The sequence below is a fragment of the Metallococcus carri genome (assembly GCF_011440275.1).
In the GTDB taxonomy this organism is placed as follows: Bacteria; Actinomycetota; Actinomycetes; order Actinomycetales; family Dermatophilaceae; genus Metallococcus; species Metallococcus carri.
On the sequence record NZ_JAAOIV010000004.1, the window covers coordinates 230,031 to 243,392 of the forward strand.

Below are 13,362 nucleotides of genomic sequence, written 5' to 3' on the forward strand. Positions count from 1 at the left end.
ATGCAAGCGGTGACGGTGCGAGTGCCGGCGAAAGTCAACCTCGCCCTCACCGTCGGGCCACCCCGCGAAGACGGCTTCCACGGGCTCGCCACGATCTTCCACGCGGTCAACCTCACCGACGATGTCACCGTCGAGCCGGCATCGTCCTGGTCGTGCACGGTGACCGGCCCGGACGCCGCGCGCGTGCCGACCGACGACTCCAACCTCGCGGTCAAGGCAGCCAAGCGGCTGGCGCGATCCTTCCCCGAGATCGGCCCGATGCGCATCACGATCGACAAGTCGATCCCGGTCGCCGGCGGCATGGCCGGCGGTTCCGCCGACGCTGCGGCCACCCTCGTCGCGGTCGACGCGCTCTTCGATCTCGGCATCTCCCGCAAGCGCCTGCTCGGGTATGCCGCCCGCCTCGGCTCCGATGTCCCCTTCGCCCTCGTCGGTGGCACCGCGCTCGGCTCGGGCCGCGGCGAGGAGCTCGCACCGGTGCTCGGTGGCGGCAGTTACGAGTGGGTTTTCGCCCTCCAGCGCGAGGGTTTGTCCACCCCCCAGGTGTATGCCGAGTGCGATCGCCTCCGTGCCGACCGCGCGGTTCCCGTGCCGATGGTGAGCGAGGAGATGATGACGGCGCTGCGTGGCGGCGATGTGCACGCGCTCGCCGAGCATCTGCACAACGACCTGCAGGATGCCGCGATCGCGCTCCGGCCGACGCTGCGCGACACCCTCGAGACCGGCCTGGAGGAGGGGGCGCTCGCCGCCGTGGTGTCCGGCTCCGGGCCGACCTGCGCGTTCTTGTGCGAGAACCGCTCCGGTGCGCTCGATCTGATGGTCGCGCTCAACGCGGCCAAGGTCGCCGACGACATTGTCCGAGCCTCCGGGCCGCACCCCGGCGCCAAAGTCACCTCGCACGGGTAGGACATGGCCAATCTCACTGCGGCCGAACGCATTCCACTCGCGCTCGGCACCCAGCAACTGCTGCGCGATGTCTCCCTCGGAGTCGGCACCGGCGACCGCATCGGCATCGTCGGCCGCAACGGTGGCGGCAAGTCGACCCTGCTGCGGGTGCTCGCCGGCGTGCAGCCGGTCGACTCCGGGCGGATGACGCGCGTCGGCGGCCTGACCACCGGGCTGCTCACCCAGGACGACACCCTCGACCCGGCGGCCACCGTCGGTGCCGTCGTCCTCGGTCACCTGGACGAGCACGAGTGGGCCGGTGATGCCCGCATCCGCGACATCCTGCACGGTCTGCTCGGCGGACTGGACTTGGCGGGCGTCGGTGGCCATGGGCAGTCGATCGGTCCGCTCTCCGGTGGCGAACGCCGCCGAATTGCGTTGGCACGCTTGCTGATTGACGACCCCGCCCTGCTGCTGCTCGACGAGCCCACCAACCACCTCGACGTCGAAGGGGTGCAGTGGCTGGCGGACCATCTGGTGCAGCGTCGCAGCCGTCCGGACAACGCCTTCGTCGCCATCACCCACGACCGGTGGTTCCTCGACGCCGTGTCGACACTGACGTGGGAGGTGGTGGACGGCCGGGTGGAGCAATACGAGGGTGGCTACGCGGCATACGTGCTGGCCAAGAGCGAGCGCGACCGGATCGCGGCAGTGACCGAGGAACGCCGCACCAATCTGCTGCGCAAGGAGCTCGCCTGGCTGCGGCGCGGACCGCCAGCGCGCACGAGCAAGCCGAAGTTCCGGATCGAGGCTGCCAACGAGCTGATCCGGGGAGTGCCGGACCCACGCGACTCGGTCGAGCTGGTGCGCTTCGCGACCAGCCGGCTGGGCAAGGACGTCGTCGACCTGCTCGATGCGTCAATCACGTTGGGGGACAGGCAGATCCTCGACAAGCAGACCTGGCGGCTCGCACCGGGCGAACGCACCGGCATCGTCGGCGTCAACGGTGCCGGCAAGTCCACGGTGCTGCGCGCGATCGCCGGTCGCCAGGAGCTGAGCGCGGGCAAACGCAAGGAGGGCCGCACGGTCAAGCTCGCTTTCCTCACCCAGGAATTGCGCGAACTCGACCAGGTCGAGGGCCGCACGGTCATCGACGCGATCACCGACGTGCGGTCCTACATCATGCTCGACGGCAAGGAGACCTCGGCGAGCTCGCTGGCAAAACGGTTGGGGTTCAGCGGTTCTCGCCAGCAGGCGAGGGTGAGCGACCTGTCCGGTGGCGAGCGTCGGCGGCTGCAGTTCCTGCGGTTGCTGATGACCGAGCCCAATGTGCTGCTGCTCGATGAGCCGACCAACGACCTCGACATCGAGACGCTGACCTCGATGGAGGACGTGCTGGACGGTTGGGTCGGCACGCTCGTCGTGGTGTCGCACGACCGCTATCTGCTGGAGCGGATGTGCGATCGGCAGGTGGCCCTGCTCGGTGACGGCCGGTTGCGTGATCTGCCAGGCGGCGTGGAGCAGTACCTGCAGTTGCGCGCCGAGCAGGCGTCGTCGCGCGAGGCTGCGGCGACGAGTTCGAGCGCGGCGCCCGCGTCGGGCGCCGGCCGCTCGGCGGCGGAGGAACGCGAGGCGCGCAAGGAGCTGCAGCGGATCGAACGGTCGCTGAACCGGCTGGCGACGACCGAGCAACGGCTCCACGACCAGTTGGTAGAGGCCGCGCACGATCATCTCAAGGCTGCCGAGCTCGACGAGCAGCTGCGGGCCGTGCGGGCCGAGCGTGATGAGTTGGAGCTGGCCTGGCTGGAGGCAGCCGAAGTCCTCGAGTAGGCCACGGCCCGGCGTGTTTGCGTCAACGGGTGACCGCGACGCGCCGGGGGAAGGCGATGTGTCGGCGTGTTTGCGTCAACGGGTGACCGCGACGCGCCGGGGGAAGGCGATGTGTCGGCGCGTTTGCGTCAACGATTGACCGCGACGCGCCGGGGGAAGGCGATGTGTCGGCGTGTTTGCGTCAACGATTGACCGCGACGCGCCAGAGTTCAGGCGCGGGCCGGCGCGTCCTGGCCGGTTTCGACGGCGGTGAGCAACTGCCGCAACGCGATCGCCAGAGCATCCCGCTCGGCCGCGGGCAAGCCGTCGAGCAGCGCGCGCTCATGATCGAGCAGGTCGGCCATCGCCGCGTCGACCACGGTGCGCCCCTTGGCGGTGAGGCGCACCAGCACCCCGCGCCGGTCGGTCGGTGCGGGCCGGCGCTCGACATACCCGCGCTGAGCGAGTCGGTCGACCCGGTTGGTCATCGTGCCGCTGGTGACCAGGGTCGCCTGGCCGAGCGCGCCGGGGGAGAGCTCATAGGGACGGCCCTCGCGGCGCAGCGCGGACAGGACGTCGAACTCCCAGCTCTCCAGGTCGTGCGCGGCGAAGGTCGTGCCGCGGGTGCGATCGAACTGGCGCGCCAGCCGGGAGATCCGTGAGAGCACGTGCATGGGCGCGACGTCGAGGTCGGGGCGCTCGCGATGCCACGCCTCGACGATGAGGTCCACCTCGTCGCGCGCCGCATCCGTCATGACGGCAGCATAGTTGACATCGAGTTTCTTGATGTCAAGATATAGATGTCTCGACGTCAAGATATTAGGAGCGGTCGTGCCGAGCTGGGACCCCACGCAATACGAACGGTTCGCCGACCATCGCACTCGCCCCTTCGTCGATCTCTTGGCGCGGGTGCGCACCGAGGCGCCGCGCACGGTGGTCGACCTCGGTTGTGGCAACGGTCTGGCCACGCTGCTGCTCGCTCAGCGATGGCCGCAGGCGCGCATCGTGGGCATCGACTCATCGGCCGCGATGTTGGCCCAGGCAGCCGCACACGACACCGCGAACCGCGTGGAGTGGGTGGAAGCCGATGTCTCCCAATGGAATCCGCGTGATCAGCGGCCCGATGTCATCGTCACCAACGCGACCCTGCAGTGGGTGCCCGATCACGAACCGCTGATCGAGCGGTGGGTGTCGGCACTGCCGCCCGGCGGCGCGTTCGCTATGCAGGTGCCCGGCAATTTCACCGCCCACTCGCACCGGATCATCCGGGAGGCCGTCGCCGACCACCCGCGCGCCGCCGACCTCAGCGGGCTGCTGCGCGCCGACCCCGTGCGCGACCCGGCGGGCTACGCCGGGGTGATCGGGCGGCATACGGCCGATGTCGACGCGTGGGAGACGACCTACCTGCAGCTGCTCGATCCCGTTGGGGCACAGGCGCATCCGGTGCTCGAATGGGTGAAGGGCACGGCACTGCGTCCGATTATCGAGGCGCTGACGCCGGAGGAGACCGAGTCCTTCCTCGACGACCTCGCGAGGCGACTCGACGCGGCATACCCCCGCAGGCCGTATGGCGTGCCGTTCCCCTTCCGGCGGGTGTTCGCCGTGGCGCACATCCCGGGTGATGCCCGATGACCGCGCTGGGGCTGCACCACGTGCAGATCGCTTGCCCGGCCGGCTCGGAAGAGGCATTGCGGGCCTTCTATGGCGGGGTGCTCGGCCTGCCCGAGATCCCGAAACCGCCCGCGCTGGCGGTGCGCGGCGGGTGCTGGTTCGCGGTCGGTGAGCAGGAATTGCACTGCGGGGTGGAGCAGGACTTCCGGCCGGCGTTGAAGGCGCATCCGTGTCTGCTCGTCGAGGATCTGGACGCGGTCGCCGCGCGGGTGCGGGAGGCCGGCGGTGAGGTGCGGCCGGAGGAGTCGATCCCCGGGGTGCGCCGCTTCCACACCGACGACCCGGTGGGCAATCGGCTGGAGATCCAGCAGGCGTGACTCAGGCCTCGGGCGTGGGCGCCGCCTCGTGCTCGATCTCGCGCTGGCGCTCCATCGACCGGGTCGGTCCGTTGATGCCGCTCAGGCCACGCCACAACAGGTCGAAAATCGCCTCGGTGAACTCCTCGGGCGGGTAGCGGTGGCGGCCGATCGCAATCCACCATTCGAGCGGCAGCGCCATCGAACCAATGATCAGCTGGGCATACATCTCCGAGCCGTCGTGCGGGGCACCGACGACGTCCATCATCTGCTCGACGTTTTCCTGGGCGAACGCGTTGAGTCCTGCGACCAGCTCACCGAGCACGCCGTCGGCATACCAGCTCGCCGGGTCGCGGTGGAGCAGGAGGAAGCCTGACGGCTGAGCCGTGACGAACTCCATCACGCCGACGATCGAGGCGCGCAGGCGGGCGCGCGGCGTGGCGTCGTGGGCGGCGGCGTTGGCGCTGATGAAGCTGATCAGGTCGGCGCCGGCGCGCCGCATGACCTCCTCGTACATGCCGTCCTTGCCGCCGAAGTGTTCGTAGATCAGCGGCTTGGTGACGCCGGCGCGCGCGGCGAGGTCCTCCACGGTGGCGCCGTCGCGGCCGCGCTCGGCAAAGACCTCGCGCCCAACCTCGAGCAGTTGCTCGCGACGGTTGGCGGCGGACATCCGCCGGCGTGGGGTCGTGCTCATCGGCAGTTGCTCCATGTGATCGATCAATTCGGCGCCAGTCTGCCGGTCAGCCTATGCTTTCAGTTGCAGGTCGTCGCCGCATTGGCCATATCCTGCATGTCGCCCGATCACCCCGGCCAGCGGCCGTCGGCGTGACGTGGCGCCTTCCCCGGTTGCTCTGCTGGCAGGGGCCGCCTGACTTTGAATCAGGATTAGCGACGTTGGTTCGATTCCAACCCGGGGAGCTTTTGCCGTATGCCGGCGCCGGGCGCGTGCCGCTCGGGCGCGGCCTTCAGCATGTGCCCGGTCCGGGCCCGGGAAGTCGACATCGTGGAGACTTTCGCGGCCGGGTTCGCGCCGTCTGGCCCGTCGGCGGCGCGACTCTGGACATTGTGGAGACTTTCGCGGCCGGGACGGCGTCCAGGAAGCCGGTTGCGTCGGAAATCTCGACATCGTGGAGACTTTCGCGGCTGGGTGCGCGCTGTGTGGCCGGTCGGCGGCGCGAATCTGGACATCGTGGAGACTTTCCGGTCCGGCTCCGCGCCGACGCCGCCCCCTAGCGAGCACATCTGATTCGATGCGCACATGTTGCTGGTTGTCGAGGCTGCGCAGCCCGAGGTGGTCGGACGCCTGACCGACGCCGGTGTCGTCGAGGCTTCAGTGGGTCCGACTTCACCCGACGGCTGGACAGCGGCATGGCTCGAAGCCCCAGGCGATGCCGTGCTGGACATTCACCGCCCGATGGTGCAGATCGATGAGCTCGAGCGCGGCCCGCAGGTGACCGTTCGCGACGGTGAGGGCACCACCTGGATCGTCGGGCCGGACGACGCCGGGCACGCCGTGACACAGGCAGCCGAGGGTTTGGCTGGGATGTTCGCCATACCGGATCGCATGGCCGAGATCGCGGCGCTCTTGCACGAAGAGGACGCCGACAACCTTGTCGCCGACCTCGCTGAATTGCTCCCACTCCCAGAATTGATGGTGGAGCCCGAACCGGAGCGTGCCGTCATCCTTTCGCGGTTGGATCGCGAGACGGCACGGATGGCCGCAGCGATCACCGGTCCAGCGTGGCTGCTCGACCTCGGTGCGGGCTGGCTCGCGACCGTGCCCAGCCAGGGGCGCAGTGCTGAGGCCGCAGCAGCGTCGTCAGTCAACGCGCGCCGCCGTGATCACACCCTGGTTCTCTGGCGCTCGCGGCAAACAAGCGGTGTCGACGTGTGGCGACGCGGGCGCATCGAGGCGGGTTGGCTCTGGAACGACCCATGGGTTCATCTGGGGGTGGATGAGCCGTCGGCGGAGAGCGCCGCGAGTGGTGCCCTGGTGGCCGCTGCGGCTTCGGCCGACGTCCACCAGCCCAGCCTCAGGGCTCTCCTGCGGATGAGGCAGCCCGACAGCGATCCGCTGCCGGATCTGATCGCGGTGCTTGGCTTGCCCCACGCCGCCATGGCCGTTCTCGATGGCGTTCATGGAGAGCTTCCAGACGCTGAACGCGTGCCTGCGATGACAGCGCCCCAAGCCTGGTGGGCCGCGATGTCGAGGCCGCGTCAGCTCTCGGGTGCACGGCGCGTGATGTATGCCGGTTACGCCGTCGGGACTGCCCTTGCCGCCCTTGTCTGCGTGCTGATGACGATCTTTAGCGTCGCGGTGCTGGCCACGGGTGGCGATTTCGTCGACCAGCAGGGCACCACGATGAGCGACTGGATGTCGGCTGGCGTCTTCGCGGTGCTCAGCGCGATCCTGATTCCCACGGCCCGGTTCCGGTTCAGGACGTTACGGAACCGGTCGTGAAGCTCCGCGAAGCCCGTCCCTGCCGTGCCGTCGCAGGACGGGCGATCCCGGACGTCACAGCGCGCACCTGTGACGTCCGTGTATGCCGTGGTGCGAGCGACCCCGGCTCGGGCGCCCATCCGAGCGGTGAGTTTGCGGTCCGGCGGCGGAGCGGGCGCACCACCACACCCGTAGTAGAGGAAATCGGCGGCGATAACGACCGCTCCCCGACAGCGAGATCGCGGCGGCAATAACCGCCGGATCGCTCTACTACGGATGTAGGTAGTTCCCGGCACGTTGGTTCAGCAGCAACCGCCCACCCGCGACGGTGAATGGTCGATGTCCTACCGGTAGCATTCCGGTCGGTCCTGCCCGCGAGCACAAGCCAGGAGCGTGAACGCGTGAGCCCGAAACCCTCCGCGGTAATCGTGCTATCAGCCGGCGACGGCACCCGCATGAAGTCCTCCCTCAACAAGGCCCTCCACCGCATCGGTGGGCGCACCCTCGTCGGTCACGCGGTGGCTGCCGCGGCCGGCACCGGCGCCACCCATGTCGCGGTCGTCGTGCGGGCCCAGAAGGAGCAGGTCGCTGAGGCCGCACGGGTCGTGCTGCCCGAGGTCGTCGTCGCCGAACAGGACGATGTCTATGGCACCGGTCGGGCGGCCGAGTGTGGCCTGCTCGCCCTGCCGGACAACCTGACCGGCACCGTGCTGGTCACCACCGGCGACACTCCGCTGCTGTCCAGCACGACCCTGCTCGACCTCACCGCGCACCACGAGTCCACCGGCAGTGCGGTCACCGTGATCACCGGCATCCTGCCGGACGCCACCGGCTACGGACGGATCGTGCGCGGGCCGTCCGGTGACGTCGAAGCGATCGTCGAGCACAAGCAGGCGACCGAAGAACAGCGACGGATCACCGAGTTCAACTCCGGCCTCTTCGCGTTCGACGCCGGTCTCCTGCGCGATGCCCTCGCGGGTCTCGGCGTCAACGCAGCGGCGGGGGAGAAGTACCTCACCGATGTCGTGGAAATCGCTGTCGCACAAGGCAAACGCGTGCAGGGCTATGTCCTCGACGACCTCTGGCAGACCGAGGGCGTCAACGACAAGGCACAGCTCGCCCGCCTTGGCCACGAGCTCAACCGCCGCACCCTCGACACGCTCATGCGCGAGCAGGGCGCGATCGTGATCGACCCCGCCACGACCTGGGTCGATGTTGACGTCACCGTCGGTCGCGACACCGTCATCGAGCCCGGCTGTCAGCTCCGCGGCGCGACCACCATCGGTGCCGACTGCGTCATCGGCCCCGACTCCACGATCAAGGATTGCGAGATCCGCGACGGCGCGAGCGTCATCCGCACCCACGCCGAGCTCGCGGTGATCGGCGAGAAGGCGACGGTGGGCCCGTTCGCTTACCTGCGCCCGGGCAGTGAACTCGGGCAGGGCGCCAAGATCGGCACCTACGTCGAGACCAAGAACGCCCAGCTCGGCGCCGGCGCCAAGGTGCCCCACCTCAGCTACATCGGCGACGCCACCATCGGCGAAGGCACCAACATCGGAGCCGCGAGCGTCACCGTCAATTACGACGGGGTCAACAAGCACCGCACCACCATCGGGGCGCACTGCCGAATGGGCAGCGACAACATGTATGTCGCCCCGGTCACCGTCGGCGACGGCGCCGGCTCGGGTGCCGGGGCGATCATCCGCAAGGACGTGCCGCCCGGTGCGCTTGCGATATCCGTTGCGCCACAACGCAATATCGAGGGTTGGGTGGTCGACAAGCGGCCCGGAACGCGACAGGCGGAGGCCGCCGAAGCGGCAGCCCGGCATACCGACGAGGCAAGCGCGGAAGGGCGAAACGACGCATGACCGGCATGAAGCTGACCACGGAGAAGAACCTCATGGTCTTCTCCGGCCGGGCCCACCCGGCGCTGGCGCAGGCCGTCGCCGACGGGCTGGGCACGACGCTGGTGCCGACCGAGGCGCGCGACTTCGCCAACACCGAGACCTACGTGCGCTTCGAGGAGTCGGTGCGCGGCTGCGACGCCTTCGTCATCCAGAGCCACACCGCGCCGATCAACCACTGGATCATGGAGCACCTGATCATGGTCGACGCGCTCAAGCGCGCCTCGGCCAAGCGGATCACCGTGGTCACGCCGTTCTACGGCTACGCCCGGCAGGACAAGAAGTCGCGCGGCCGCGAGCCGATCAGCGCGCGCCTGATGGCCGACATGTTCAAGACCGCGGGGGCCGACCGGCTGATGGCGGTCGACCTGCACACCGACCAGATCCAGGGCTTCTTCGACGGCCCGGTGGACCACCTGCAGGCCCTGCCGATCCTCGCCGACTACGTGCGCGAGAAGTATGCCGGTCACGACCTGGCCGTGGTCTCACCCGACGCCGGGCGCATCAAGGTGGCCGAGTCCTGGTCCAAACGCCTCGACGGGGCGCCGCTGGCCTTCATCCACAAGACCCGCGATGTCACCCGCCCCAACCAGAGCGTGGCCAACCGGGTCATCGGCCGCGTCGACGGCCGCCTCTGCGTCCTGGTCGACGACATGATCGACAGCGGCGGCACCATCTGCAATGCGGCCGATGCGTTGATGGCGGACGGCGCGGCCGGGGTGATCATCGCCGCGACGCATCCGATCTTCTCCGGCCCGGCCGTCGATCGGCTGCGTGATTCGGTCGCGCAGGAGGTCATCGTCACCGACACCCTCCCCATCCCGGCCGAGAAGCATTTCGACAAGCTCACCGCCCTGTCGATCGCGCCGTTGCTGTCCGAGGCGATTCAGCAGATCTTCGAGGATGGCTCGGTCACCTCGATGTTCGACACCGTCGTCTGAGTCTCGATTTGGGCACGGCCGGGACCGGCCCATAGACTGGTCGGCGTTGCCTCGGCGAGGGACGCCATACGGCCGTCCGTGATCGACGTGGCGGATGCCGCTCTCGCGGCCCGTCCAGATGCGTCCGTGTCGTGTCCCACGCTGAGGCGAGCAGACCTCTGCACGACCATCCGAAGGACGAATTCCCATGGCTGCCAACGAAATCCGTCTCGACGCCGAGGCTCGCACCGAGTTCGGCAAGGGTGCGGCTCGCCGCATCCGTCGCGACCACAAGATCCCCGCGGTCCTCTACGGTCACGGCACCGACCCGGTGCACCTGACCCTCCCGGGCCACGAGACCATGCTCGCGCTGAAGAACCCGAACGCGATCCTCACGATCGTGCTTGAGGGCGGCGAGAACCTCGCGCTCGCCAAGGACGTGCAGCGCGACCCGATCAAGCCGGTCATCGACCACGTCGACCTGGTCATCGTCCGCCGCGGCGAGAAGGTCACCGTCGACGTGGTGGTCCACGTCGAGGGCGAGGCCGCGCCGGAGACCAACGTCATCGTCGAGAACGGCACCCTGTCGGTCGAGGCCGACGCCATGAGCATCCCCGAGTCGCTCACCGTCTCGGTCGAGGGCCTGGAGGCCGGTTCGCAGGTCCTGGCCAAGGATGTCGAGCTGCCGAGCGGTGTCTCCCTGGCCGCCGACGAGGAACTGCTCGTCGTCAACGTCACCCAGCAGATCTCCGAGGAGGAGATGGAGGCCGAGCTCGCCGAGGCCGAGGCCGAGGCCGGCATCGAGCACGAGGAGTCCGACGAGGAGGCCGCCGAGCGCGAGGCCGCCGAGGGCGAAGAGGGCGAGGGCGACGGCGAGTCCGAGGGCTCCGACGACGAGGGCGACTCCGACAAGGAGTGACCCACCCGCCATACGCCAAGAGGCCCGGAGTCGATCGACTCCGGGCCTCTTTGGTGGGTGCTGCCGTTACGCGCAGCTGAGGGACAGGTTCGACAGCGACAGGTCGTTGACGTTGTCGGCCGTCCCGCCCTGGGCCGGCACGGTGATCCAAAAATACAGCGGGCCGGAGACACCGGAGAAGGTCACCGTCTGGGTGCCGGCGAAGTAGTTCTTGTTCTGATTGGTCGAGCCCGGGTCGGTGACCGTGTACGTCGCCACCTGGGTGCCGGAGTTGGGCGTGTTGTCGCCGCCGACGCGCACGCTGAGGGTCGGGCTGGCGTAGCCGGCCGTGTAATAGATCGTCCGGTCGAACTTGAGCGTGTAGGAGCACGCTGCGTTCAGGGAGATCGTGGGGTTGTAGAAGCCGGTGGAGCAGTTGGCCGTCGGTGCGGCGGTGACGCCGAACGCGGTGCTCGTCCCGGAGGTGTAATAGCCGACCTTGTTCGAGGTGGCCCAGGTGCAGTTGGACGTGTACTGCCACCCGGTGCTGGTCGAGTTGGTGCCCGAGCCGCGCACCACCGTGCCGGTCGGCGAGCCCAGATTCATCTGCGCGGAGGGACAACTCGCCGCGCAGCCGCTCGCGGCGTATGCCGGAGCCGTGGCCCCGACGACGAGCGCCGGGACGGCCCACGCGGCGCCTTGCACCACCCGTCGACGGCGGATCTGAGTGGCTTGCTCGGTCGGCATGTGGGGCCTTTCGGTCTCATCCGGGAGGGACCGGTTTATTTTCACCAGTCCAGGGCAGCCGCAAGTATAGGAAGGCGCACCGGAGCAGCGGTGGGCACCCGCGGGCGGAGGGGCGGCATACTGGCTGCTCGTGAACCCCTGGCTGATCGTCGGACTCGGCAACCCCGGGCCGCAGTACGCCGGCCATCGGCACAATGTCGGCGCGATGGTCATCGACGAACTGGCCGATCGTGCCGGCGTGGCGTTGCGGGCGCACAAGGCCAAGGCGCTGGCTGCGTCGGTGCGGCTGCAGACCCCGGCCGGTGGGATCGGGCCGCAGGCGATCATCGCCCGCCCGACGACCTTCATGAATGTCTCGGGTCCGCCGGTGCAGTCGCTGATGGCGTTCTTCAAGGTGCCGCTCGAGCAGGTCGTGGTCGTGCACGACGAACTCGACATCGACTTTGGTGCGTTGCGGCTCAAGCGTGGCGGTGGCGAGGGGGGACACAACGGGCTGCGCTCGATCAGCGCCTCGGTCGGCAGCAAGGACTACCTGCGGGTGCGGGTCGGGATCGGTCGGCCGCCCGGCCGGATGGACGCGGCGTCCTTCGTGCTCAAGGACTTCAATCCGGCTGAACGCAAGGAGTTGCCGCTGCTGCTCAGCGAGGCCGCGGATGCCGTGGAGTTGCTCGTCGATCGTGGCCTGACCGATGCGCAGAATCTGGTCCACTCCCGCTGACGTTTCGCGAGGCATGAGTGACGTTTCGCGAGGATCTAGTGACGTTTCGCGAGGATCTGGTGACGTTTCGCGGGGGAGAAATGCGCTGGCGGGACAAGGGAGTGCGGCGCTAGCGTCCGCGGCGTGCACGACAACGAAGAGCGCGCCACCGTCGAGATCGTCCGCGGCCTGATCGCCGACCAGTTCCCCACGTATGCCGACCGGCCGGTCACCTTGGTGCCGCAGGAGGGCACCGACCATGTGCTCTTCCGGGTCGGGGAGGAGTTGCTGGCGCGCCTGCCGAAGATCGAGGGCGCGGTCGGGCAGGCCGAGGTGGACGCGCAGTGGATGCCGCGGTTGGCGCCGCACCTGCCGTGCAAGGTGCCGCAAACGGTCGCGCTCGGCCGGCCGGGCGAGGGTTATCCGTGGCCGTGGTCGCTCGTCACCTGGATCGACGGTGACACGCTCGGCGCCGACGAGGGTGCCGACCCCGCGGTCGCCGAGGAGCTCGCGGCCTTCGCCCGGGCGCTGCATCGCATCGACACCACCGGCGCCCCACGCAAGCAGCCGGGTGAGCGCGGCAGCCACATTGCCGACCTCGCCGATGTCGGTCACCGTGCTATCGCAACGCTGACAGCCTTCGGAGACAACGGTTTTGACCTCGAGGCAGCCGCACACCTCTGGCAGCGCATCGTCACCACCCCGCGCTGGGACGGTGAGCCGTCCTGGGTGCACGGTGACCTGATGCCCGGCAACCTGATCGTGCGTGACGGCCACCTGGCGGGCGTCATCGATTTCCTCCGCCTCGGCGTGGGCGACCCCGCGCCCGACGCGGGAGCCGCCTGGTGGACCTTCACCGGCACCGCGCGGGCGGCATACAAGAAGGCCCTCGGCTTCGACCACGCAACGCTGCTGCGCGGCGCCGGGTGGGCGCTGCTGCCGGCGCTGACCGGCCTCGACTACTACCGCGAGCGCTGGCCGGCCTTCGCCGAGAGCGCACAGGGCACCATCCGCGAGCTGCTCGCCGACCCTGACCTTGCCTGAGCCCCCGGGGAGAATCCGCGCGAGAACCTGCTGTTCGCGCGCGCTCCGAGC

The 13,362-nt window shown here is 69.1% G+C and carries 13 protein-coding genes and 1 tRNA gene; 11 read left to right on the forward strand and 3 right to left on the reverse strand.

The features are described 5' to 3' along the window. Complete coding sequence (locus G9U51_RS07705; RefSeq protein WP_166195593.1) at positions 1-906, forward strand: 4-(cytidine 5'-diphospho)-2-C-methyl-D-erythritol kinase; 906 nt, start codon at positions 1-3, stop codon at positions 904-906. Between the two features lie 3 nt (positions 907-909). Further along, positions 910-2,715 carry an ABC-F family ATP-binding cassette domain-containing protein gene (locus tag G9U51_RS07710; protein ID WP_166195596.1) on the forward strand — a complete coding sequence of 602 codons (1,806 nt, stop codon included), beginning with the start codon at positions 910-912 and terminating at the stop codon, positions 2,713-2,715. Positions 2,716-2,924: 209 nt separating this feature from the next. Here G9U51_RS07710 and G9U51_RS07715 read toward each other — a convergent pair whose 3' ends face one another. Next, complete coding sequence (locus G9U51_RS07715) at positions 2,925-3,449, reverse strand: MarR family winged helix-turn-helix transcriptional regulator (protein ID WP_166195599.1); 525 nt, start codon at positions 3,447-3,449, stop codon at positions 2,925-2,927. A 76-nt stretch (positions 3,450-3,525) separates the two neighbouring features. Here G9U51_RS07715 and G9U51_RS07720 point away from each other — a divergent pair, with 76 nt between their 5' ends. Together G9U51_RS07720 and G9U51_RS07725 are read left to right on the forward strand one after the other, a co-directional pair. Then, a complete protein-coding gene (locus tag G9U51_RS07720; RefSeq protein ID WP_328823372.1) occupies positions 3,526-4,326 on the forward strand; it encodes a methyltransferase domain-containing protein in 801 nt (266 codons plus the stop codon). After that, a complete protein-coding gene (locus tag G9U51_RS07725; protein ID WP_166195605.1) occupies positions 4,323-4,682 on the forward strand; it encodes a VOC family protein in 360 nt (119 codons plus the stop codon). Before G9U51_RS07720 ends, G9U51_RS07725 begins: the two co-directional genes overlap by 4 nt. 1 nt (position 4,683) lies before the next feature. On the opposite strand, the gene G9U51_RS07730 is transcribed toward G9U51_RS07725, so the two are convergent. Beyond that, positions 4,684-5,355 (reverse strand): TetR/AcrR family transcriptional regulator, encoded by a 672-nt coding sequence (locus tag G9U51_RS07730; protein WP_166195608.1) that lies wholly within the window; start codon positions 5,353-5,355, stop codon positions 4,684-4,686. A gap of 145 nt (positions 5,356-5,500) precedes the next feature. Between G9U51_RS07730 and G9U51_RS07735 the strand changes: the two genes are divergently transcribed. The 5 genes from G9U51_RS07735 to G9U51_RS07755 all read left to right on the forward strand — a co-directional run bounded on the left by G9U51_RS07735 (position 5,501) and on the right by G9U51_RS07755 (position 10,844). Then, positions 5,501-5,579 (forward strand) — tRNA-Gln (locus G9U51_RS07735). 340 nt (positions 5,580-5,919) lie between these two features. Next, a complete protein-coding gene (locus G9U51_RS07740) occupies positions 5,920-7,122 on the forward strand; it encodes a hypothetical protein (protein ID WP_166195612.1) in 1,203 nt (400 codons plus the stop codon). Between the two features lie 380 nt (positions 7,123-7,502). Further along, positions 7,503-8,969: a bifunctional UDP-N-acetylglucosamine diphosphorylase/glucosamine-1-phosphate N-acetyltransferase GlmU gene (gene glmU, locus G9U51_RS07745; protein WP_328823373.1), complete on the forward strand. Its 1,467-nt coding sequence runs from the start codon at positions 7,503-7,505 to the stop codon at positions 8,967-8,969. Continuing rightward, entirely contained in the window at positions 8,966-9,946 is a 981-nt protein-coding gene (locus G9U51_RS07750) for a ribose-phosphate diphosphokinase (RefSeq protein ID WP_166195619.1), read from the forward strand. Before glmU ends, G9U51_RS07750 begins: the two co-directional genes overlap by 4 nt. Before the next feature lie 187 nt (positions 9,947-10,133). Continuing rightward, positions 10,134-10,844 (forward strand): 50S ribosomal protein L25/general stress protein Ctc, encoded by a 711-nt coding sequence (locus G9U51_RS07755; RefSeq protein WP_166195622.1) that lies wholly within the window; start codon positions 10,134-10,136, stop codon positions 10,842-10,844. Between the two features lie 66 nt (positions 10,845-10,910). Here the strand turns inward: G9U51_RS07755 and G9U51_RS07760 are convergent, their stop codons facing one another. Beyond that, on the reverse strand, positions 10,911-11,570 hold the full coding sequence (locus tag G9U51_RS07760; protein ID WP_166195625.1) for a hypothetical protein: 660 nt from the start codon (positions 11,568-11,570) through the stop codon (positions 10,911-10,913). 130 nt (positions 11,571-11,700) lie between these two features. Here G9U51_RS07760 and pth point away from each other — a divergent pair, with 130 nt between their 5' ends. Together pth and G9U51_RS07770 are read left to right on the forward strand one after the other, a co-directional pair. Then, the gene (gene pth, locus G9U51_RS07765; RefSeq protein WP_407941427.1) at positions 11,701-12,288 is read left to right on the forward strand and encodes an aminoacyl-tRNA hydrolase; all 588 of its coding nucleotides are present in this window, start codon (positions 11,701-11,703) and stop codon (positions 12,286-12,288) included. Positions 12,289-12,411: 123 nt separating this feature from the next. Next, complete coding sequence (locus G9U51_RS07770; protein ID WP_166195628.1) at positions 12,412-13,311, forward strand: aminoglycoside phosphotransferase family protein; 900 nt, start codon at positions 12,412-12,414, stop codon at positions 13,309-13,311. Positions 13,312-13,362 lie beyond the last annotated feature (51 nt).